The organism is Phenylobacterium sp., assembly GCF_041691455.1.
Taxonomy (GTDB): domain Bacteria; phylum Pseudomonadota; class Alphaproteobacteria; order Caulobacterales; family Caulobacteraceae; genus Phenylobacterium.
Genome location: NZ_JBEPUO010000003.1, coordinates 24675 through 44608 on the forward strand (window position 1 = coordinate 24675; position 19934 = coordinate 44608).

Genomic DNA, 19934 nt, shown 5'->3' on the forward strand with positions numbered 1-19934 from the left:
GCCAAGTCGCGTTGGGGGTTGAACCGCCGAGATCGGGCGGCTAGAGAACCGCCTCGCCGTCAGGCGGCGCGCGCCCGTAGCTCAGCTGGATAGAGCATCAGACTACGAATCTGAGGGTCGGACGTTCGAATCGTTCCGGGCGCGCCAATTTCTTCAAAGACTTAGACAGAAGTCGAAAATCGCAGCGGAGCCTGTGGGTAACGCTACGGGTAACGGGAGCACCAGGGCGGTCCATGGCCAGCCTCCGCGAAATCCTTCCCGACCCGAAAGACCTCCTGGCCTTGGAGCCCGAGGAACTCGCCGGCATCCTCCTCGAGCTTCTCCCTGGGATGGACCGAAACGGGTCTGGCACCACCTTCATCGACATAGAAATTCGGCTCTTTCCCCAGATCTTCGTCGCTGCACCTGACCAGGGCTATCCGAACGACGCCCGCGACGATGTGGGCATGGCCCTCGCCGAGGCGCTGTCGTGGCTTGAGACGCAAGGGCTCATCGTCCGAAACCCCGGCCAGGCCGGTGCCCACTATGTTGTTACCCGGCGCGGTGCGAAGGCCATGGGTCGGTCGAACTTCGACGCCTACAGGCTGGGGCGAACCCTCCCCGTCGAACTGCTTCAGGATGACCTCGCCGAAAAGGTGCACCACCTCTATCTCCGGGGCGACTACGAGGTCGCCGTGTTCCAGGCCTTCAAGATGGTGGAGGTCGCGGTGCGGCGTGCGGGGGGCTTCGCCCCAGACGATGTAGGCATGAAACTGATGCGAGCGGCGTTCAGGCCCGAGGCGGGACCGCTGACCGACAAGAGCGCTCCACCCGGCGAACAGGAAGCGTTGATGGAGCTATTCGCGGGCGCGATGGGCTACGCCAAGAACCCGCCAGGGCATCGCGATGTCGCCCACAACCGGCAGTCCGCCGCCCGCCTGATCATCTTCGCCAGTGAGCTTCTGGAGATCGCGCTGATCCGTGAGTTTATCTAACCCGCGGGCCCTCAATGGGCAGCTTGTCGGCGGGCGCTGGCTCCGGTTTCGGCATCGCTGAAAATTCGACCTCCAGCCTGCCCTCGAAAAGCTCGGCGAGCTGCTGCAGCACATCCAGGGCGTGCCCTGTGTCGCTGGAGAGGTATTCGCGCATGTCGTGGACGATGCCGGCCAGCCCGATCGATTTGGGGCGTAGAGGGAGTGGCACATCGGCAAGGCCATGATCGCCATCCATGAAATCGGGCGTCAAAGCGTCGACTAGCTGGTCGCGCTTTTCACCATAGAACCGAAAAGTGCCGAACGTCGCGTTGTGCTTCTCGTCCATCGAGAGCAGCGCATCGAGGGTCTTAGTGGCCTTCAATTCCAGCACCAAAGCGATTTCCTCCACGGAGAAAAACACGTCCGCCGGCGAGCCGGTCATACCCTGCAGAATGGCCCATGGCAGAGCCATTTGCTGGGCTGAGGCGCCTTTCAGCGCCTCTTCAAAGTGGAGATTCAGGCCGCGCAAATGGCGGTAAATCTGGCGGACCTTGAAGAGCAGGGAATAGGCTAGGCCACGGTTTCGTTGACGCGTCTCGTGCTTGATCGTCTGCCATTGGAGGATGGCGGTGATCCCCCCACCCGCGAGGGCGCCGACGATGGCGCCGGCAATGGCTGCCCAGAACTCGCTGCTCATTGGCATTCCTCTTCGGCTGTGAAGCTTCCTAAGCTGGCATCCTGGAACTCAGTGGGTTCATCTAATCCGCAAGCCGCGCATCCTCGGGGAACGTCGCTCTGATCATCGCGGTCATGCGCGTGGCGGCGTCGCTGAGGGCCTCAGGGTCCCAAACGATAGTCGTCAGGTGGTTGGTGTCGAAATGGGGATGCTCCGTCTCCCACTGATCCTTGCGGCAGGTGTAGATCACCGGCTTGCCGGCCCCCTCGGCGAAGCCGGCTTCCCAATATGCGCCGCGGCTCGCGTGGGTGAGGTCTGAGACCGCGAAACGGGCGTTGCGAAGGCCGACGCGCATCTGGTCATCGATCAGGCCGGCCGGCTGATCGTCGGCGACGCTCTTCAGCACGAATCCGGCCGCCAGCGCGGCCGGCCTGAAGCAGGTCGCCAGCACGTGCGCCATCTGGTCGTCGGCGAACTTCATGGCCATAAACGCCGTCATGGAGACGGATGCTGCTCGGCTCAGTTCCTGGAATCTGCGCCACCCGGCCATAGTCAGGCGCCGCTCCCCGTCGTGACGCCGCTCAACTAGCCCAGATGTCTCCTCTTCGTTGAGAAGCCACGATAGGGGCCGATCCGGGGACTCGTAGGAAACGGGGGCGCCGATCCACGCCGCCACCTCGGCCATAGGGATGATTAGCGGTGTGGCATAGTCCGGCTGCCGCTCGGCACACCAGACGACCAGATTGTCGATCAATTCAGCCGGCGTGGGCAGGGGATCGTCGAGTATCTGGGCATCCAACTTCCGGGTTTCCAGCGTAACGCGGCCAGCCGCCGCTCGCTGTTGCCGGCGCACGATATGACTAAGGCGCGCGCGCCGATGAGGACTGTCTACGTCGCCCGGCGAAACGAGGTCTCTGATGCGGACGTGATTGTCGTCCGCCGCTATCCACGGCCCACATCGGGGGCAATCGAAACCGCCGTCAGGGTTCTGCTGGACGGAGGTACGGCAAATCCGGCAGTTCTGGTCGGGCACCGGGGCAGGCTCCCTTTCAGCGCAGCTGCAGGCTAGCAGATGACGTGTTGCCGATCCTCCCTCGACTGGGCGAGCGAGCCAGGGCCGATGGCGGCCGACGTGGAGCTACTCACGCCGACCGCCGAGATGCCCACCGGTGGCGGGAGATGCGCCCTCGGCGGCGGTCGCTGTTGTTTCGGACACCTGCGACTGGTCCGTCTCCCGGGCGATCAAGGGGCCGGGAGATTCACCCACCCGGGCGAGAGGGAAGGCTGAGCAGAGCTAGATCAGGTTGGCGCCTAGGGCCGGCCCCATCTCGACGCAGAGCCGATCAAAGGCCTTTTCGAAGGTGCAACCCTCGGCCTTGGCCTTCGCCTTGGCCAAGGCGTCAACCGCTTCTCGGGTGGCCGCCTTGCGGGCTGCGAAATCGACCACGGGTTCGGGCTCGGCGATGACGGAGGGGTCATCTGCGCGCCCGCCTCCCCGCTTCATGATAACGGCCCGAGCGCCCTCCTGCGCAGGCGTATCCACGCCGCTCAGTTCGTGGATCCTGAAGCGCGTCATGACGCCCGAGATCGGCGTGGCCTTGTCGAAGGTGACCATCAGCTTGCTCCGCTCGCGCCAGGAAGGTCGCCGATCCCATAGCGTTTCAGGATGGCGGTCTTCTCCAGCTGGTAGCGGTCGCCCAAGGCGGGGTTCTCCAGCATCACCCGGTCGAAGGCCTTGGCGTGGCTCTCGCCGGGAGCGCGGTTCTTCTCCACGAAGTCGGTCAGCGTGGAATCCATGGCCTGCGTCTCGGCCATCGCCTTGCCGACCGGCGTGTCCGGCGCGGGCGCCGCGGCTGGCTTGGCCACGCCAAGGGCGTTTGCGATCTGCGCGTCATTGAGCTTCGGCATGAGGTTCCTCCCGTCTGAGCCCGAGCAGCACTCGGGCGCCGTGTGAAAAGCTGATCCGGGCGCCTGCGACGACGTGCGCCATGCTGATGAAGTTGTTGAGGCCTGCCGCGGCGAAGGCTCGGTCGACGGCGGCCCGGTGAAGCTGGCGCAGCCGCTGCTGCTCCCTGCCGTGTCCCGAGACCGCTATCAGCGCAGAACGCCTTCGTTGGAGCGCGTCGGCGAGGGCTTCGGCCAAGGCGTCGCAGTCCTCGCAGACCTCCATCAGGGCGGTCTCTGGGTCCGTAGCCTGGACCTCGCGGTTTCGCTTCATCCCCAGCATGCGCCAGCCTCCAGTTCGCGTGGGTCCTCGGTCGCCCATTCGTCGTCGAACTCCGCCTGGGCGATCAGTTCACAGCCCTCGATGGGAAGGATGATCTCCAGCGGCTCGCGGCGAGGGAACACGCTACGCATGCAACCGAAAACCGCGTTGGCGTAGTCGTCGTGCTGCCCGGCGCCGGTCGGGTGATCCACCGCGTCCTTGCCCTGGCGGCTCGTGCGGCGCTCCAGCAGCCGGATTTCGCGGATCAGCACCGGGTGGTTCGGGAGTGAGACGCCGCGCCGCATGAACCGCGAGACCCCTTCGAGGTAGAGGCCTGACTTGGGGAGGTCGGAGCGTCGGTATTCCAGGCCGGCGGCGCGGAAGGCCTGGGCCGTCCATTCGCCGGCGTAGTTGTCGCCATCGACGCGCGCGCAGCGGTAGGTCTTGGCCAGGTCGGCGAATTCAGCGGCCACCTCGCCGGGGTTGAACGGCGCCTTGCGGCCGCGGACCACGTCCGCCACGAACCGATCATCCTGGCGATGCCCGATGCAGAGGGTGAACGCGTCGGCCCGCCCCGCCGAGGCATCGGTGAACGCCCGGTAGGTCAGGTGAGCTTCTGGCGGCAGCTCCAGCGGTCTTTCGAGGTCGATGGCGTCGTCGATCACCTCGTCGGACAGCAAGCTGCTGATGTCCTCGCGGAATTCTCCGTCCCATTCGGCCACGGCCGCAGACGGATCATTCGCCCTCGCCCTGGCGATCACTTGCCGGTCGATCGAGGGATTGAAGGTCTCGGTCGCGCCCTGCACCACGAGGATGTCGTGCAGATCGACCCCGAAGTGGTCGCGGTGCTTCGCGTGCAGCAGCCCGGTCTTCCGATAGGGGCTGGAGATACCGATCAGCATTCCGCCAGTCGTGGCCATCGCCGGCAGCACCGCGCGGTAGACCTCGAGATCGGGATTGGCGCTCGTTTCGTCGGCCCAATAGGCGACCTCGTCGAAGATCGCGGCCAGGAGCGTCGAGCCCCGCACGGTTCGGAAGCTGTTGGTCGACACGCGGATGACGATGTTGCCGACCAGCCTGACCTCATCGGTGGTCGAGCCGACGATCAACCCACTCAGGGCCGGAGAAGCTTCCAGGAAGCCCAGGACGTAGTTCAGGACCGAAGCCGCCTGTTGCTTGCTCGCGGCGATCACAGCGACCACACCGACCTCGCCTGGAGCCAGATGACCCGAGTGGTCGACGAAGCCCGCGATGAACGCCGCGATGGCCGCCGCTGTCCGGGTCTTGCCCGCCCGCCGGCCGATCACCGCCCACAGTTCAGCGACACGTCGAGCCGGAGGCCTGCGCTCACCCGCCACCTTGGCGAAGAGCCGGCGCTCAGTCCGGTTCAGGCCCAGGGCGAACGCCGCCTGGAGGACCACCAACCACGTCGACCACGGCGCAAGGTCGCCTAGCGCCGCGCCCAGCAGATGGGGATCGCGGATGGCTGTGGCGATGTCCTCGCGCGGCGCCTCGGTCATGCCACCGGGTCTCCGTGCTTGGTCTTCAGGTAGCTGTCCAAGGCCTCACGCCCAGTCAGTAGCCCCTTGGGTGACCGCTTGGCCTTCAGAGCCGTCAGGGCGCGCGCCGCGGCGTTGGTGACCCGCACCAACACGTCTGCGTCGATGGCCTGACCACGCTGCTGGCGACGCTGGAGATTCTCGGACTCCAAGATCAGCGAGGCGGTGTTCGCGACCGTCATGCGCTCGGCGGCGCTCAGGGCTGCGTTGCTGCCCAGGTCCGCCGTCAGTTCGGCTTGGATCGCGTTGAACCTGCGGGCCGCCACGGTGCGTCCATCGACGCCTGATCGCACCGAAGGCTTTGCGCCAGCATCGGCCTGATTGGCGGGCCGGATCGTAGGAGCATCTGCTGACATCGTTGCGCTACCCGTGCGTTACCCGAGAGGGCATCTGAGGACGAGGCGTAGGCAAAAACCGCTGATTCGCCTAGAGAGAGGCAATGTCGGGCATCTGATCAGTTATCTGATGCCCAAGTCGATGATGCCGACAAAATCACATCGACACTCGATCCGTCGATGGTGGTGTTCTCGCGTTCCAGATCAGGAGGAGCGGGGAATGATGCTGGCGATGAAGCCGACGATCCCGGCGATGACGCCGCCGATCAGGGCTTTGTCCGCTTCCCACTGGAGCACGACCTTGAGCAAGGTGAAGACGCCGCCCAAGGCGGGGATCGCGACTCGCAGCGCCTTGATCGCGGGCTGGGCCCAGACCACCAGAAGCATGCGCGCAAAAGCGAACCGCTGGGATGTAGTACCTGCCCTAGAGAGCCGCTTACCCTTCTTCGTCAGGTGGAACTTCGGCAGGTCCAAAAGGCGGAACTTCAGGCTGCGGGTATACGCACCGTCCCGAGGCGGGACCGAGATCGCGGACAGCACCTTGAAGTGGGTGAAGAGGCCAAGCTCGAAGTCGAGGGCGCGCCTCGCCTTGTCATCGTCGTCGACGTTCTTGGGGTCCAGACGGACGCCATCCAACTCGCCATCGAGCTCGAACCACACCGTGGTGCACTCGTCGAAGAAGAAGCCGTCAGGGTGCTCAGCGAGCGTGTTTATGAAGACCGCGAACCACTCGACCTGCGACTTGGCGCTTGGCCAGACGTGATTGAGCTTCAGCCTCATTAGATCACGTCCTCGTCCAAGATCGCGGCGTGCTGCTCGGCCTGCGGGATTGAATCTGCATCACTTGCAGCGTGGCTATGGAGCGGGTCAATCGGTGGTGCACCCTCCCCAAGATATAGAAGGTGCCTCTCAATTGTCGGGTCAGCCGCACTTTCATTTGAGAGGCGAGGAGGTGGATCGCCCCGAGGGGGGACGCCCGCCGGCTGCCTATCATCTGCGAGGCGCTTTTCGCTCAATTGAGAGGTTGGCTGCGATTTCTTTCGAACGTGTGCAGCGACCTCCGCCTTGAGCCACTTCCGAGCCGCGATCACGTTGCCGACGCCGAGCTTCTCAAGCCCCTTGATGATGTCGTCCCAGTCTTGGGTCGGCGGAGCCTCGTCTGACGAGCCCGAGCGGGTCGGCAGCCAAGTCAGGGCATAGCGGGAGGGCTCACCCCCGCCGGCCTGACGCATGCCGCGGCTGGTGACCCGCACGAAGCCGGTGGCGGTGAGCTCCGCCAGGCCTTTGCGCACGTCCGCAGCAGTCACGCCCCACGCCTCCAGTTGGCGATAAGACGCGGCCAGGTTCCCGTTCTCCCTGCCGGCATGCTGGAGGTGCTCGTACATCAAGAAGTCGAGGATTCGGCGGGCGTTGATGCCGAGAGCCTTGAACGTGATCGCGCCCAGGTGGGTGCGTGTCATCCAAATCCACGCGTGACCCTCTGGCGGGCCCAGGCCAAGCGTGCGGCCTGGCCTGGAGCGCAACCGGCTCAATCAGCGCTGTCCGGTGTGCAGGGCTGCCGCGCCAGGACCTCCCTGAGCGCGTCGATCAGAGGCGCCATGTGTTCGGTGCCGATGGCGAAGCCGCGGCTGGTCGGGACGCGCCGGCCATCGGTGCGAACGCGCCAGCGACGAAGGTCGATCACAACTCCCTCCGCGCTCTCGATCACCTCGATCACCACGAGCCAGTCGGCGCGCGTGGGGATGGCGCGGGAGAACGTGACCTTGCGCGGGTCGGCCTCGGGGTTACTGTGCTGGCGTTCGCTTCCTTGCTGAACACCAACACGGCCACCCCCGCGTTCACGAGGCGCGGGGGTTTCCATGTGAGACACCGGTCAGGCGGCCGGTTTGCCTGCGGCGCGCGAGCGTTCCCATTGCTCGATCTCCTGCAAGCTCCAGTACCGGCGGCGATTGATCACGAGCGGCTGGGGGAAGTTCAGGGCATCGTCTTGCAGCCAGCGATCCACGGTTCGGTCAGAGACGCCGAAGCGTTCCATGAGGGCCTTCGTGGGTAGCCGGGTGTCGGTGGTCGTGTTCATTCGGTTCTCCTGTCGGCGACAACTGCCGACAGGAATCAGCGGTGATTCACTCTGAAGGCTGGTCCCGAGACCCTCTGCCGTCATCCGCAGAGACTTCGTACCGTGCCCAGCCCTTTGCCGCTTCGCGAGAGCCTTCGAGCCCGTTGAGGCAAGCCGTCCAAAGGTCACCCTTACGCTTGCCGGTCGTGACCTCCTCGTGGCCAGTCGCTACCTCGTAGAGGACCCCAGCAAGCTTGTGGTACGGGCCACCGCGAGTGCCCGTCGCGGGCCGGCGCCCGAACCTCTGGAGCAGCTGAAACGACGACGCCGCAGCTTTGCTGGTCGCGAAATCGGGGCGGGGGCCCGGCTTTCCAATTGCGCGTCTGGCCAACGCCTCGGCGTCACGGCGCCACGCGGATAGCTGGGACCGGAAAAGCTCTACTTGGTCCCCCCAGAAACGTTGAGTGGCAGGTGGAAGAGGGCGATCGAGGGTCGCGATGGTCGGGAAGACCGCGCCGCCCAGATCGACCAATGCCGCGTCCACTTCGGAGAGCGCCCTGGCTAACCTCTCCAAGCGGACCTTCGCCTCAGCGACCGGCATGGAATGCAGTTGCGCCATCATGGAGGTGCCGTGCTGAATGCTTGCGACCTCCAGACGGAACGCCTCTTTGAAGGCGACCATCCTGTCCGGCGTCACCCCGGCGATCTTCGCAGCATGCTCGGCCAAGTCCTCACTCACCGCCGTTTACCCGCGATCTCGATGACGTTCCCCGAGGGTGTGGCGGACGTCAGGCGCTCGACGTAGGCGCCCCAGGCGGCGAGCGCGGCCCGCTTCTCGTCAGCGTAGTCGTACCGATTGTAGACAGCCGCCACGCCGCTAATGGTCCCGGTCTTGTGGTTCAGGACTGCCTCGGTGACATGAACCGGAATCTTCAGCCGGGCGAGGCCGGTGGCGAAGGTGCGACGGAGGTCGTGGAACCGCCACGGCTCCAGGGCCTGCATCCCTTGAGGGTCTTCCTGGGCTTTGGTCGCGTCCTCGCGCTGCAGCTTGAGGATTTCACTGTCCAGCCGGGCCTTGGCCTTGCTGAAGCCGGAAATCGGCGCGAGGGCCCGCTGGTTGACTTTGCCGTCCTTCACGGCGCGCTCGCCGCTGGTGAACACGAAATCCGGCTTGCCTGCGATCTTCTCGGCGGCTGCCAGCGCCGCGGCTGCCTGATCGGACAGCGGGACTTGATGAGGCCTGCTGTTCTTCACTCGGGCGCCGGGGAGGCTCCAGAGCGCCGCCTTGTAGTCTATCTCGCCCCACCGCATTTCAGCGACTTCATCGCGCCGTTGGCCCGTCAGGATCAGCACCTGGACGAAGGGGCCGAAGGGGTAGCCGAGCCGTGCCGCGGCGCGCCAGACGAGGGCAAGTTCCTCGTCATCCAGCACCCGGTCGCGCTTGATCTCCCCGCCCCAAGGCTCGATGCCGGCACAGGGCGAGGTGGTCAGCACGTCGCGCGCGACCAGCCGGGTGAAGAGGGTCTTCAGCAGCGCCAGCACGCGGTTCGCGGAGTAGGGGGCACCGCCAGCCCGGATCGCGTCCAGCAGCTTGATCACCTCAGCCTTGGTAATGTCGTGCACCGGTCGACCGGCCCAATGCTTCACGACACCGCCAAACACACCCTCGGGGGCCGCCCTGCGCACCAACTCAGTCGGGTTTTGATCGTCCGGGCGGAAGCCGAGTAGCCGGGCTGTCTCGCGCCAAGAGGCCTCCCGGTTCTCGACCTTGGCGTACCTCTCAATGAACTCGACCGCGACGACCTCGAAGACGGATGCGGCCCGCAGCCGATCCTCGGCTTCTGCCGCCCGCTTCCTGGCTTTCTTCAGTTCGCCAGGGTCCTGCCGACCGGCCACCAGGGCTCTCTGATCGGCGGCGAGCCGATGAGCCTGCGCAAGCGTCAGGGGGGCGCCAATCTCCGGCGGGTTGATGGGTTCCTGCTCGCCCTTCTGTAGGTCGCGCACCGGGCCGAGGGCGAGCTTGGCCGGTTTCCCGTCACCTGGCCTGCGATAGCGCAACGCCCAGCTTCTCGCGCCGCTCGGCTGGACCACCAGATAGAGCCCCCGGCACCCGTCGTCGGGGATTTCGCGTCGCTTGCTGGGGTCGGGTTTGACGTCCCGGACGACAACCGCTGTCAACTTGCTTGCCATGTAAAACCCCTTGCAGAGCCGATGCAGGCGGGTAACGGAAGGGTAATCAAATCCGCCTGTCTGGCCGGTTAGCCCAATGTCGGCGACATTACCGAACAAGCCTCCTAAGTCGATGGCGTGGAAGGGGAATTCCTGTGGATTAGTGCGGGCGTTTGGCGGGTTCTGTCGTCGCTGGGCGCCAAACTACGAATCTGAGGGTCGGACGTTCGAATCGTTCCGGGCGCGCCAATTTTTCAGATAATTCAATCTGATACCCGGCGTGCTCGCTTGTGCGAGTTTACAAATACTGATCGCATGACGCGATCGTGCAATAGCCACTGCACTGATATTCCTGGGGTTTTCGCGCGAATTGCAGTCTGAGGCTCATTCGATGGTCCGCGCGGCCAGAGGTTGGCTGTAGTGCCGGGGGCCCCCTCGACGGCTCCTAGGTCGGCGCGTGACTCGCCACTGAGCTTCGGAAGGTCCCATACGGAACCACGGGGCTCAGCAAGCCGGCACGAAGAGCACCGCCGGGATTGAGAACAGCGTTCCAATGAAGAACCCTGCGCTGGTCAACAGGCCGGCGAGGGCCATAAACCGGGACCGGCCTTCGCCGATTGAGAGCAGTGCGTGGGGGCCGCCGGCCTGCTCATTCCTCGTTGCGCGCCAAGCGCCAAGGGCAATCATCGCGGCGCTGGCGCTGACCAGGAGAGAGACGACGAGCACGACGACATGAATGCTGTGCAGGTTTGCGATGGCGGGCGTCGCCAGGGGCTCGGTCCCGGGGGAGCAGGCCTCCTGCGCCAGGGTCGCGTTCACAAGTTCCCCCACCGCCCATGCGACCGGCGCGGCCACGAGACCGTAGAGCAGGGCGCCCAGCCCGGACTTGGCGCGATGAGGCGACGGGTGGTCTGCGGGGTCGGGTTCAGTCGCTGTCACGGAGCTCACCCTAGCCTGGGCGTGAGGAAGAACGTGGTGAACACCACCAGCCACACCGCGTCCACGAAGTGCCAATAGAGGACGCCGACCGTCACGTGCAGGTGGCGTCGTGCGCTGAACCGGCCCAGCGCCGCCCAGAGGATCAGGCAAGCCAGGATGAAGAGCCCGACGGCCACGTGGGCGATATGCACGCCGGTGATGGTGTAGAACAGCGAGCCGTAGGCGTCCGTCGCCGGATTGAACGGCTTGTGCATCCAGTCATGGACCTGAACACCGGCGAACACTGCGCCGAGGACCAGGGACAGCGAAAGGCCCGCGATCAGCCGGCCGGAGGAGCCCTTCTCGATGCCGCGCTGCGCCCAGACGGCGGTGACGCTGGACGCCAGCAGGATGGCCGTGTTGACCGCCGCCGACAGGATCGGGGGCGCTCCGGAGGGCGGCCAGGGCCCAGGGGCCTGGGAGGCCAAGAAGAAATAGCTGAACAGCAGGTAGATGAAGAGCGCGGCCTCGGTCGCGACCAGAAAGACGAGGCCATACCATCCCGAGGCGCGCGAGCCTTGCGGCGCCACCGGCAGGGCGGTGGGAGGAACCAGGACATCAGCCACGGGCGGTCTCCTCTGCCGGCACGGGCGGCGGGCTGGGCGCCAGCCAGATCGCGGCGGCCAGGGCGCTGAGCACGCCTCCCGCGCCGGCCAGCCACCAGAGGTGGCCGAGCAGTCCCGCGAAACCGATCGTGAGGGTCACAGCGAGGAGCAAAGGCGCCAGGCTGTCGTCCGGCATGCGCAGGATCGCGTCGGCCTCGGCGTCGAGCGTCGTGGTCGCCAGGGTCTCGCGCCCATGCTGGAGCGCGATGTCAGTCTCCAGCACCGAACGCCCGGTTCCATGGTCCAGGCGGCCTTCCCACAGCGGGTGGCGGCTGGCGATGATCGGGATGCGACGGAAGTTGTAGGCCGGCGGCGGCGAGGACACCGACCACTCCAGCGTCGCCGCGTCCCAGGGGTTGGCGCCGGCTGGGGCGCCGCGAACCCGGCTGACCGCCAGGTTGTAGAGGGTGATCAGCACGCCCACCGCAAACACCGCCGAGCCGATCGAGGTGACCATGTTGGCGCCGTCCCAGCCCATGTCGGCGGGATAGGTGTAGATGCGCCGCGGCATGCCCCGAAGCCCGCTCAGGTGCATCGGGAAGAAGGCCAGGTTGAAGCCGATGAACGAGACCCAGAATCCCCAGCGGCCCAGGCGCTCGCTGGTCATCCGGCCGGTGATCTTGGGGAACCAGTAGTAGAGGCCGCCGATCACAGGAAAGACGTTGATGCCGAGAAGCACGTAGTGCAGGTGGGCGACGACGAAATAGGTGTCGGTGAGCTGCCAGTCGAGGGGCACGGCGGCGGTCATGAAGCCTGACACGCCGCCGATCACGAACAGCAGGATGAAGCCGGCGAAATAGAGGAACGGCGTCTTGAACACTGGGCGGCCGGTGGCGATGGTGCCGAGCCAGGCGAAGACCGAGACCGCGCTCGGAATGGCGATGATCATGCTGGCCGCCCCGAAGAACGACAGCGCCAGGCCCGGCAGGCCGGTGGCGAACATGTGGTGCACCCAGACGCCAAAGCCCACGACCATGGTGGTCACCGTCGCCAGCGCCACGGCCGTGTAGCCCACGAGCGGCCGGCGGCAGAAGGTCGGCAGGGCGTCGGAGACAATCCCCATCGCCGGCAGCACCAGCGCATAGACCCAGGGGTGGCCGAACACCCAGAAGAGATGCTGCCAGAGCAGCGGCTGGCCGCCGGCGTGCGGATCGTAGAAGTGCATACCGAACGTGCGGTCGAGCCACAGGAGCAGGCACGCCGCGCTCAGCGCCGGCACCGCGAACAGGTTGGCCACCGAGGCGGTCAGCGTCCCCCAGACCAGGATCGGCATGCGGTTGATCGACATGCCGGGCGCGCGGGTGCGCATCAGCGAGACGATGAAATTGATCGCGCCCACCGTCGTCGAAATGCCCAGGAAGATCAGTCCCAGGGCATAGACGTCGATGTTCAGGCCGGGATCGTATTCCTTGCCGGCCAGCGGCACATAGTTGAACCAGCCGGCGTTGGGCGCCTGGCCGATCAGGAAGGTCGAATAGATGAACAGCCCCGACGCCAGGAAGACCCAATAGGAGAACGCGTTGAGGCGCGGGAACGCCATGTCGCGCGACCCGAGCAGCAGCGGCCACAGGTAGTTGGAGAACCCCGAGAGCATCGGAAGCGCGTAGAGGAACACCATGGTCACGCCGTGCATGGTGAAGAGCTGGTTGTACTCGGCGGGCGTCAGCAGTGTCTGGTTGGGCCGCGCCAGCTGCGCGCGCATGATCAGGGCCTCGACCCCGCCGATCGCCAGGAAGGCGAAGGCGGTGATCAAGTAGCGCTTGCCGATCTCCTTGTGGTCGACGCTGGAAAGCCAGCCGATGAAGCCCGGTCGCGTCTCCCACGTCGCCGTTAGGCCTGGATCCTCCGTGGGCGGATTACGATCGAGTGTGGTGTCAGCCATGTCTCGCGCCCCTCACGTCAACGACTGCAGATAGGCCACGACCTGCGCGCGCTCGGCGGCCGTCATGGGAACCTTGGGCATCAGGACGCCGGGCTTGACCGCGGCCGGATCAGCGATCCAGGCGTTGAGGTGCTGGGTGTCATTGGGGATCGTTCCGGCGGCGAGGGTCTCGCGGCTCGCCAGATGGCTGAGTTCGGGCCCCACGATGCCGCCGGCAGGCGTGCCGCTGACCGTATGGCAGCTCGCGCACCGCGCCGCGAACAGCGCCGAGCCTTGCGCGACCTCGGGGTTGGCCGACGCCGGCGGCGGCGGGGCCAGCTGACCCTCGCGCCAGGTATTGAAGGCCGCGGGGCTGTCGGCAGTGACGAAGAAGGCCATGCGGGCATGCTGCAGCCCGCAGAACTCGGCGCACTGCCCCCGGTAGCGACCCGGCGTGGCGGCCTGCATCCAGGTGACATTGGTGATCCCGGGAATGACGTCCATCTTGCCGGCCAGCTTCGGCACCCAGAAGGAGTGGATGACGTCGGGCGAGGAGAGGACCACCCGCACGGGCTCGCCGACCGGGATGTGGATTTCGTTGGCGGTGGTGAACACCCGGCCCGCCACCGGATCGAGATAGCGGACCTCCCACCACCACTGGTGCGCCGTGACCTGCAAGGTCAGATGCGGCTTGCTGGCCGGGTGCATGACCTCGCCCAGCACGAACAGCGTCCAGACCGTGCAGGCCGCCAGGACGGGCACGGAGATGCCGAGCCCCACGTAGATCCAGGCCATGCCGGCGCCCGGCGGGCCGCCGGCTTCGAGGCCGGACCCACCCGCCGGCGGCGCGGGGCGGCGCCGCCAGATGCCCCAGACCAGGGCGATGGCCACGATCACGCTGACCGCCACCGATATCCCGCCCAGGCCCCAGGCAAGCTGGGTCAGCGGCGCCGCCGCAGGACCCGCCGAACTGAGGTAGGAAAGGGGCGTCGTCATGGGTTGGGCGACTGCGCAGCCGGCGCCGAGGCGCCCTTGGCCCCACTTTGCGCGCCGGTCCCGGCGCCCTTGCCGGTCGCCTTGGCGGCGTAGTCACCCTGCAGCGCGCCCTGGTAGTCGGCAGGCGGGGTCGCGCCACCGAACGACTGGATATAGGCCACGACCTTCCAGATCTGGTCCGGGGGCAGTGCGCGGCGCCAGGCCGGCATGCCTTGGGGATGTCCGTCGGCGATGCTGCGGTAGATCGCGCCCGGTGAACCGCCGTAGCGCCAATATTTGTCGGTGAGGTTCGGACCCATCGAGCCGCCCAGGTCGTAGCCATGGCAACCGGCGCAATTCATCTGGACGAAGAGCTGCTTGCCGGCGGCGATGGCTTCGGGTTGGCCCTCCAGCGGATTGCGGATGCTGGCCCCGATGCTCGATTGGACCCCGCCGGCGAGGTCGCCGCCCGGCAGGGCTTCAATGGCCCGTTCGGTCGGCGTCATCCCGCTCGATGTTGGAACGACCCGCTGGCCGCAGGCCGCCAGGAGGAGTGTCGTGGCCGCCAGGGTGAGGGTAAGGCGCATGCGGCTCTCCTCACTGACCGGGCTTGGCGCCGGGCGCGTCGGTGACCTGCATGCCCGGACGGGGCTGCTGGGCGGCCTGTCCGAGCGCGAAGACGTAGAGGGTGTTGCCGCGCGCGGGGAACCCCGCCTGCTTGCTCTCCACCATCGCCGCCCCGCCGACGCCGGTGTAGACCGCGACGTACTGCTGCCCATCGGGACCGGTGTAGGTCATCGGCTGGGAGACGATCCCCGATCCCAGCTTCTGCGACCAGAGAACCTTGCCGGTCCGCGCATCGACCGCCCGGAACCAGCCGTCCACCGTGCCGTAGAACACCAGGTCGCTGGCGGTCGTCAGCGCCCCGCTCATCACGAGGAACTTCTCCGGGATCTCCCAGACCTTCTTCCCGCGCACCGGATCCCAGGCGATGAAGGCGCCCCAGTTGCCGCCGGGGCCGGGATGGCGGGTCATCTCCATGCCGTCGTAGGGCGTGCCCGCGATGTAGGACTGCGGGTGGTCGGTCACGTCCATGCAGACGTTGAACATGGCCGTGTAGAGCAGGCCGGTGCGCGGCGAGAAGGCCGAGGGCTGCCAGTCCTTCACCCCGATGTCGGTCGGGCAGGCGTTGGCGAGCTTGACGTTGGGCTTGGGCTGCATGGCCGGGTTGACGATCGGCTGGCCGGTCTTCATGTCGATCCCGGTCGCCCAGTTGAGGTTGCCAAACGGCTGGGCGACCAGCACCTCGCCGGTCTGGCGGTCGATGGTGTAGGCGAAGCCGTTTCGGTTGAACTGCACCATCGCCTTGCGGGTCTTGCCCTGCCAGGGGATGTCGATGAGCACGTTCTCGTTGACGCCGTCGTAGTCCCACTGGTCGTGCGGCGTGAACTGGAAGGCCCACTTCGCCATGCCGGTGTCGGCGTCCCGCGCCCAGACCGCGGCGCTGAACAGGTTGAGACCCGGCCGCTGCGCCGGGACCCGCGGGCTGGGGTTGGCGGTCCCGTAGTAGATCAGATTGAGCTCCGGATCGAAACTCACCCAGCCCCAGGACGCGGAGCCGCCGTGCACCGCCATGCCCTTGGGCCAGGTCGTCTCGCCGAGATCCTTGCCTTTCAGCCATGAGTAGAAGGGCTTGTAGTCGGCGCCGATCTTCACCTGGTCGTCGGGGCCGGTGTTGTAGGCCCGCCAGAGTTCCTTGCCGGTCTTGACGTCGAGCGCCGCCAGCCAGCCGTGGACGCCCATCTCGCCGCCCGAATTGCCGACGTAGACCTTGTCGCCATAGACGGTGGCGGCCATGGTCATGGTCGCCCCGTTCTCGACGTTGTCCATCTTGGTGCGCCAGACCTCCTTGCCGGTCTTGACGTCGACGGCGACGGTGTGGGCGTCGAGCAGGTTGTAGATCAGCTTGCCGTCGGCGAGCGCCCAGCCCCTCAGGACGGCGTCGCAGCAGGCCTTTCCGATCGCCATCGGCGAGGGGTTCGGGGCAAAGCTCCACTTGATCGGCGCGCCCGGCTTGGTGAGATCGAGGGCGTAGGCGATGTTCGGATAGGGCGTCACCACGTACATGGTGTTGTCGGCGACCAGGGGCGCGCCTTCGTGGCCGTACTGGGCTCCGTCCGAGAACGTCCAGGCGATCTTCAGCTGGGCGACATTGGCGGCGTTGATCTGGGTGAGCGGGCTATAGCGGGTGTTGGCGTCGTCGCGCCCTTCGCTGCGCCATTCGCCCGGCGGCGTGTTGGGGGCGAGGTTGGCCGTGGCCCCGGTCCAGCCGGCGACGTGCTCCACCGGGACCGCCAGGCCCTGTTTGGGATTGGCGGGCTTTTGGCATCCGGCCGCCAGAACCGCGACCGCTGCAAGTGCGCAGACGGCAGGTGCGAGCCGAAACGGCGGAGGGGTTCGCGGCATCTCAGCTCCGTCAGGCTAGGGCGTCGGGGTGTGCGCGCTCGCTCATCGCCCTGCCCAGGGTGAGAAGCGTGACCGCGAGGAAAATGCTGCAGCCGGGAACCCACATGATGAGGCCGCCTAACTGCTGGTCGCTGCCCTGTGTCATGCCCCAGGCGTAGGGTGTCAGCACGTGCGGCGCGTAGAGCAGGCGGGGGGTCAGGGTGATGATGGCGCCGAGGAACGTCATCTGCAGCGTCGAGGCGGCGCCGACCGTCAGGGCCGGGACGGCGCTGGCGGCGCGCGCCTCAAGCAGGACGTTCCAGACCATGAGGGCGGTGGCGAATACCGTCAGATGCATCAGCCAGTAGACGAGGGGGCTGGCGAAGGTGGCGTCATAGGGCCCAGGCGCGTGCCAGAACCAAAGAGCGAGGGCGAAGGCCGTCGCCGAGCCGGCCGCGCCGCGGATAATCGCCAGCGGCCGACTGGCGGCCAGCTGGCGCGCTGCTGCGGGCCAAAGTCCGCTGAGCGCCAAGCCCGGTCGTCCGAGCATCACCAGCGGCGCGGCGACCAGGCTCAGGATCATGTGCTGCCCGACGCGGGCGCTGAACAGGGACACCGAAAGCGCACAGAGCGGCGAGACCAGCGCCGCCGCCGCGATCGTCCAGCCGGCGACGAAGGCCGTGCGGCGCCAGCCGGCGATGGTCCTGCCTTCCGGATGCAGCAAGCCAATACGGTAGAGCGCGAGCGCCGCCAGGAGTCCGGCGATCAGGATCGGATCTAGATTCAATCGCGCCCACAGCGCGTCGGGCGCGGGCGGGGCGCCGCAATAGGGTATCGCCGCGGACACCAAGCCCAGCATGTCGCGCCTCGTTCCTCCCGCCTTTTGCCGGTGCTCGACCGGATTTACCTCGTGACACGAGGTATTTTCTGTTCAACACGCGGACTTGCAGACGGTTCCCGCTGACGCATGGAAATCTCAGATCGGCCCGCCCGGCGCCGCTGACGCGATACTGCTACCGGGGTCCCAAATGGCCCTCGACCTCAGAAGTCGGCCTTCAACTGCAAGCCGACAACCGTGGCGTTCGGGTAGGTCCGTGCCGCACCCGGGCGGATGATGTATTGGATGTCCGGCGTGAGTGTCAGCCCCTTGCCGAGCGCGATCTCGTAGCGGGCCTCAGCGATGGTTTCCCGGGATTGCACCCCGACCGCATCGTTGGCGAGAGGCAGGCCCGCCGCGGCCTGCAAGGCCTGAGTCTCGGTGAGCGGATCGCTGATCTTCGCCCAGGCCATGACGGCTCCGATGTTGTCGTGGGGCCGGCCGGCGAGCGGGGATGGCGCGATCGCCCCCAGGAAGGCGAACCGCGAGAACTGCGAGGTGTCGCGGTCGGACCGCACGTACCCGCCGAGCAGGATCAGGCCATCGGTCGGTCCCTTACCGGAGCGATGCACCATCTGATCGGCCAGCAGATAGGCGGAGTTGCGCCCTCCGTGCTGTGCAGGCGGGGCGCCCGTCAGCACGAACGGGAGGCCGGACGCGTCGCGCAGGACATCGGGATAGTCGGAGGTATCGTGGGCGAACCCTAGCTTGTAGTGGCCAGGCAGCTCGGCGGCGCCCAAGACCGGCTCGTAGCCGACCTCCAGGGGAAAGTAGGTTCCGGTGGTCCCCGACCATCCCCAGTCAAACCCCGCGCGCCCGCCGAACTGCGGGCGGACCTGATAGGCGCCGCCCTGTATGTAGAGATGCGCCACCGGTGCGATCCGAACGCGCGCGCCCCACGTCGAGTTGGGAAACGCCGTGAACCCGACCTTCGCCGGGAGCGAATGCGGATAGCCGCAGACCGCGGTGTTCAGGAAATCGCAGTAGAGCGGCGACGTCGCGAAATCCTCGCCCACCGGCAGGCGTCCGGCGGCGATGTCGACGCGACCGTCGGCGAGCTTCTCCTCGCCATAGGCCTCCACAAGGTGGATGAGGACGTTCCCGGCGCCGCCATAAACCGACTGGGGTTGGAACGGGTTGTCGCCAACATAGTCGGTCCCCAGGTTGCGGCCCGCGCGATTGACCGCGATCACATGGGTCGAAAAGCCCTTGGCCCCAGCCAGGACGCCCCAGTCCACATCGGCCTTGAACTGGAGTTGCTGGGCATAGTCGACGCCGGTTCTCTTCCCGCCGGCGACGTTGGCCCCGACCTGGCCGGTATAGTCGAAAGTAAGGTCGACACCGTCGTCGTGCAGATCGCTGCGTAGGCCGCCCCAGTCGCCAAGGATGTGCTGGTCCGCGGGCGCATCGTTCTTTGGCGCCGCCGGCTTGGCGTCGCTCTGCGCCTGCGCGCCCGAACTCAGAAATGCAGCGAAGGCCAGGGCCGCGACCGGCGCCATCCTGAATCGCCACGCCAGAGGCCCCTTTGGCACGAAGTCTTTTCGAAGCATGCCCTACCTCCGCCAGCCTCGCCAAGCGCAGCCAAACTAGATCGTAATACGATATATTCCTGCGCGGATCGAACGCCAGGGAGGCCTTAAGGTTGCACGTCGTGAGAGCGCTCTGTTTTCGGATGCCGCTCGTCGGCGACGTCGTGGCGAGCGGGAACCTGCGCTGTCGGTCCTGAGCTTGACGCCGGAGCTCAGGACTCGGACTGCTCGAGCTCCGCGACGAGTCGGAGCATGGCTTCTGCGGCCGTCGCGAGTTCCTCAATGCTGGCCTTGGACAATTCCGCCAGCATCTCTTCGCCCTTGGCAGTTATCCGCACACAGACCGTGCGACGGTCTTCGCGCGAGGGCTCCCGCGTCACGAGCCCGGCCTTGACCAGCCGGCCTACCAATTCGACGGCGCTGTGATTTTTGATCAGAAGGTGTTCCGCAAGGTCGCCGATCGAGATGATTTCCCGACCCGGGTAGCCTCCTTTGATCGATAGCAGCGCCTGGTGCTGTTGCGGGGTAAGTCCGACGCTTCGGGCGTTCACCTCGGTCTTGGCTAGGAACTCACGCAGAGAAAGGCGGAAGGCGGCGAGGCGATGGTAGTCGGTTGGCCTCAGTCGGGAACGTCTCGCCATGTCAAACTCCCGTGTCGGCGTCCCTACCATCGCCGCCCAGCGATCGGCGCACACCTAGCAGACGCAGAC

General features: G+C 66.4%; 23 protein-coding genes and 2 tRNA genes. 3 read left to right on the forward strand and 22 right to left on the reverse strand.

Annotation, left to right across the window (positions count from 1 at the left end; translation table 11 throughout):
- Window positions 1-70: 70 nt before the first annotated feature.
- Together ACESMY_RS06605 and ACESMY_RS06610 are read left to right on the forward strand one after the other, a co-directional pair.
- Window positions 71-147 (forward strand) — tRNA-Arg (locus tag ACESMY_RS06605).
- 86 nt (window positions 148-233) lie between these two features.
- Window positions 234-974, forward strand: a complete 741-nt coding sequence (locus tag ACESMY_RS06610) for a TIGR02391 family protein (protein WP_372783465.1) — start codon at window positions 234-236, stop codon at window positions 972-974.
- Here the strand turns inward: ACESMY_RS06610 and ACESMY_RS06615 are convergent.
- From ACESMY_RS06615 to ACESMY_RS06675, 13 genes are all read right to left on the reverse strand, one after another.
- On the reverse strand, window positions 967-1650 hold the full coding sequence (locus ACESMY_RS06615; RefSeq protein WP_372783467.1) for a hypothetical protein: 684 nt from the start codon (window positions 1648-1650) through the stop codon (window positions 967-969). The two genes, ACESMY_RS06610 and ACESMY_RS06615, sit on opposite strands and share 8 nt — an antisense overlap.
- A gap of 61 nt (window positions 1651-1711) precedes the next feature.
- A complete protein-coding gene (locus tag ACESMY_RS06620) occupies window positions 1712-2428 on the reverse strand; it encodes a hypothetical protein (protein ID WP_372783469.1) in 717 nt (238 codons plus the stop codon).
- 495 nt (window positions 2429-2923) lie between these two features.
- On the reverse strand, window positions 2924-3244 hold the full coding sequence (locus ACESMY_RS06625) for a hypothetical protein (RefSeq protein ID WP_372783471.1): 321 nt from the start codon (window positions 3242-3244) through the stop codon (window positions 2924-2926).
- The gene (locus ACESMY_RS06630; protein WP_372783473.1) at window positions 3244-3537 is read right to left on the reverse strand and encodes a hypothetical protein; all 294 of its coding nucleotides are present in this window, start codon (window positions 3535-3537) and stop codon (window positions 3244-3246) included. Before ACESMY_RS06630 ends, ACESMY_RS06625 begins: the two co-directional genes overlap by 1 nt.
- Entirely contained in the window at window positions 3521-3856 is a 336-nt protein-coding gene (locus ACESMY_RS06635) for a hypothetical protein (RefSeq protein WP_372783475.1), read from the reverse strand. The genes ACESMY_RS06630 and ACESMY_RS06635 overlap by 17 nt, the downstream gene beginning before the upstream one ends.
- Window positions 3844-5355, reverse strand: coding sequence for a hypothetical protein (locus tag ACESMY_RS06640; RefSeq protein ID WP_372783477.1), 1512 nt, complete (start codon window positions 5353-5355; stop codon window positions 3844-3846). Before ACESMY_RS06640 ends, ACESMY_RS06635 begins: the two co-directional genes overlap by 13 nt.
- Entirely contained in the window at window positions 5352-5750 is a 399-nt protein-coding gene (locus tag ACESMY_RS06645; protein WP_372783479.1) for a hypothetical protein, read from the reverse strand. The genes ACESMY_RS06640 and ACESMY_RS06645 overlap by 4 nt, the downstream gene beginning before the upstream one ends.
- 183 nt (window positions 5751-5933) lie before the next feature.
- A complete protein-coding gene (locus ACESMY_RS06650; protein ID WP_372783481.1) occupies window positions 5934-6509 on the reverse strand; it encodes a hypothetical protein in 576 nt (191 codons plus the stop codon).
- Entirely contained in the window at window positions 6509-7189 is a 681-nt protein-coding gene (locus ACESMY_RS06655) for a hypothetical protein (RefSeq protein ID WP_372783483.1), read from the reverse strand. The genes ACESMY_RS06650 and ACESMY_RS06655 overlap by 1 nt, the downstream gene beginning before the upstream one ends.
- A 68-nt stretch (window positions 7190-7257) precedes the next feature.
- On the reverse strand, window positions 7258-7590 hold the full coding sequence (locus tag ACESMY_RS06660; RefSeq protein WP_372783485.1) for a hypothetical protein: 333 nt from the start codon (window positions 7588-7590) through the stop codon (window positions 7258-7260).
- A gap of 12 nt (window positions 7591-7602) precedes the next feature.
- A complete protein-coding gene (locus ACESMY_RS06665) occupies window positions 7603-7806 on the reverse strand; it encodes a helix-turn-helix transcriptional regulator (RefSeq protein WP_372783487.1) in 204 nt (67 codons plus the stop codon).
- 46 nt (window positions 7807-7852) lie between these two features.
- The gene (locus ACESMY_RS06670; protein WP_372783489.1) at window positions 7853-8512 is read right to left on the reverse strand and encodes a hypothetical protein; all 660 of its coding nucleotides are present in this window, start codon (window positions 8510-8512) and stop codon (window positions 7853-7855) included.
- A gap of 8 nt (window positions 8513-8520) precedes the next feature.
- Window positions 8521-9975 (reverse strand): tyrosine-type recombinase/integrase, encoded by a 1455-nt coding sequence (locus ACESMY_RS06675; protein ID WP_372783491.1) that lies wholly within the window; start codon window positions 9973-9975, stop codon window positions 8521-8523.
- Window positions 9976-10130: 155 nt separating this feature from the next.
- Here ACESMY_RS06675 and ACESMY_RS06680 point away from each other — a divergent pair.
- Window positions 10131-10203 (forward strand) — tRNA-Arg (locus tag ACESMY_RS06680).
- 255 nt (window positions 10204-10458) lie between these two features.
- Here the strand turns inward: ACESMY_RS06680 and ACESMY_RS06685 are convergent.
- From ACESMY_RS06685 to ACESMY_RS06725, 9 genes are all read right to left on the reverse strand, one after another.
- On the reverse strand, window positions 10459-10773 hold the full coding sequence (locus ACESMY_RS06685; protein ID WP_372783493.1) for a hypothetical protein: 315 nt from the start codon (window positions 10771-10773) through the stop codon (window positions 10459-10461).
- A gap of 125 nt (window positions 10774-10898) precedes the next feature.
- Complete coding sequence (locus ACESMY_RS06690) at window positions 10899-11498, reverse strand: heme-copper oxidase subunit III (RefSeq protein ID WP_372783495.1); 600 nt, start codon at window positions 11496-11498, stop codon at window positions 10899-10901.
- Window positions 11491-13419, reverse strand: a complete 1929-nt coding sequence (gene ctaD, locus ACESMY_RS06695) for a cytochrome c oxidase subunit I (RefSeq protein WP_372783497.1) — start codon at window positions 13417-13419, stop codon at window positions 11491-11493. The genes ACESMY_RS06690 and ctaD overlap by 8 nt, the downstream gene beginning before the upstream one ends.
- A gap of 12 nt (window positions 13420-13431) precedes the next feature.
- Window positions 13432-14394, reverse strand: a complete 963-nt coding sequence (gene coxB / locus ACESMY_RS06700; protein WP_372783499.1) for a cytochrome c oxidase subunit II — start codon at window positions 14392-14394, stop codon at window positions 13432-13434.
- Window positions 14391-14960 (reverse strand): cytochrome c, encoded by a 570-nt coding sequence (locus tag ACESMY_RS06705; RefSeq protein WP_372783500.1) that lies wholly within the window; start codon window positions 14958-14960, stop codon window positions 14391-14393. Before ACESMY_RS06705 ends, coxB begins: the two co-directional genes overlap by 4 nt.
- 10 nt (window positions 14961-14970) lie before the next feature.
- Window positions 14971-16839: a PQQ-dependent dehydrogenase, methanol/ethanol family gene (locus ACESMY_RS06710; protein WP_372783502.1), complete on the reverse strand. Its 1869-nt coding sequence runs from the start codon at window positions 16837-16839 to the stop codon at window positions 14971-14973.
- A gap of 10 nt (window positions 16840-16849) precedes the next feature.
- A complete protein-coding gene (locus ACESMY_RS06715) occupies window positions 16850-17677 on the reverse strand; it encodes a cytochrome c oxidase assembly protein (protein ID WP_372783504.1) in 828 nt (275 codons plus the stop codon).
- 182 nt (window positions 17678-17859) lie between these two features.
- Window positions 17860-19194 (reverse strand): carbohydrate porin, encoded by a 1335-nt coding sequence (locus tag ACESMY_RS06720; RefSeq protein WP_372783505.1) that lies wholly within the window; start codon window positions 19192-19194, stop codon window positions 17860-17862.
- A 242-nt stretch (window positions 19195-19436) separates the two neighbouring features.
- A complete protein-coding gene (locus ACESMY_RS06725) occupies window positions 19437-19865 on the reverse strand; it encodes a MarR family winged helix-turn-helix transcriptional regulator (RefSeq protein ID WP_372783506.1) in 429 nt (142 codons plus the stop codon).
- Window positions 19866-19934 lie beyond the last annotated feature (69 nt).

Excerpts from the sequence above, each read along its gene's own strand:
- ACESMY_RS06610 (WP_372783465.1), top strand. The coding sequence starts at position 234 with ATGGCCAGCCTCCGCGAAATCCTTCCCGACCCGAAAGACCTCCTGGCC.
- ACESMY_RS06615 (WP_372783467.1), bottom strand. The coding sequence starts at position 1,650 with ATGAGCAGCGAGTTCTGGGCAGCCATTGCCGGCGCCATCGTCGGCGCC.
- ACESMY_RS06625 (WP_372783471.1), bottom strand. The coding sequence starts at position 3,244 with ATGGTCACCTTCGACAAGGCCACGCCGATCTCGGGCGTCATGACGCGC.
- ACESMY_RS06630 (WP_372783473.1), bottom strand. The coding sequence starts at position 3,537 with ATGCCGAAGCTCAATGACGCGCAGATCGCAAACGCCCTTGGCGTGGCC.
- ACESMY_RS06635 (WP_372783475.1), bottom strand. The coding sequence starts at position 3,856 with ATGCTGGGGATGAAGCGAAACCGCGAGGTCCAGGCTACGGACCCAGAG.
- ACESMY_RS06640 (WP_372783477.1), bottom strand. The coding sequence starts at position 5,355 with ATGACCGAGGCGCCGCGCGAGGACATCGCCACAGCCATCCGCGATCCC.
- ACESMY_RS06645 (WP_372783479.1), bottom strand. The coding sequence starts at position 5,750 with ATGTCAGCAGATGCTCCTACGATCCGGCCCGCCAATCAGGCCGATGCT.
- ACESMY_RS06650 (WP_372783481.1), bottom strand. The coding sequence starts at position 6,509 with ATGAGGCTGAAGCTCAATCACGTCTGGCCAAGCGCCAAGTCGCAGGTC.
- ACESMY_RS06655 (WP_372783483.1), bottom strand. The coding sequence starts at position 7,189 with ATGACACGCACCCACCTGGGCGCGATCACGTTCAAGGCTCTCGGCATC.
- ACESMY_RS06660 (WP_372783485.1), bottom strand. The coding sequence starts at position 7,590 with ATGGAAACCCCCGCGCCTCGTGAACGCGGGGGTGGCCGTGTTGGTGTT.
- ACESMY_RS06665 (WP_372783487.1), bottom strand. The coding sequence starts at position 7,806 with ATGAACACGACCACCGACACCCGGCTACCCACGAAGGCCCTCATGGAA.
- ACESMY_RS06675 (WP_372783491.1), bottom strand. The coding sequence starts at position 9,975 with ATGGCAAGCAAGTTGACAGCGGTTGTCGTCCGGGACGTCAAACCCGAC.
- ctaD (WP_372783497.1), bottom strand. The coding sequence starts at position 13,419 with ATGGCTGACACCACACTCGATCGTAATCCGCCCACGGAGGATCCAGGC.
- coxB (WP_372783499.1), bottom strand. The coding sequence starts at position 14,394 with ATGACGACGCCCCTTTCCTACCTCAGTTCGGCGGGTCCTGCGGCGGCG.
- ACESMY_RS06705 (WP_372783500.1), bottom strand. The coding sequence starts at position 14,960 with ATGCGCCTTACCCTCACCCTGGCGGCCACGACACTCCTCCTGGCGGCC.
- ACESMY_RS06710 (WP_372783502.1), bottom strand. The coding sequence starts at position 16,839 with ATGCCGCGAACCCCTCCGCCGTTTCGGCTCGCACCTGCCGTCTGCGCA.
- ACESMY_RS06715 (WP_372783504.1), bottom strand. The coding sequence starts at position 17,677 with ATGCTGGGCTTGGTGTCCGCGGCGATACCCTATTGCGGCGCCCCGCCC.
- ACESMY_RS06720 (WP_372783505.1), bottom strand. The coding sequence starts at position 19,194 with ATGGCGCCGGTCGCGGCCCTGGCCTTCGCTGCATTTCTGAGTTCGGGC.
- ACESMY_RS06725 (WP_372783506.1), bottom strand. The coding sequence starts at position 19,865 with ATGGCGAGACGTTCCCGACTGAGGCCAACCGACTACCATCGCCTCGCC.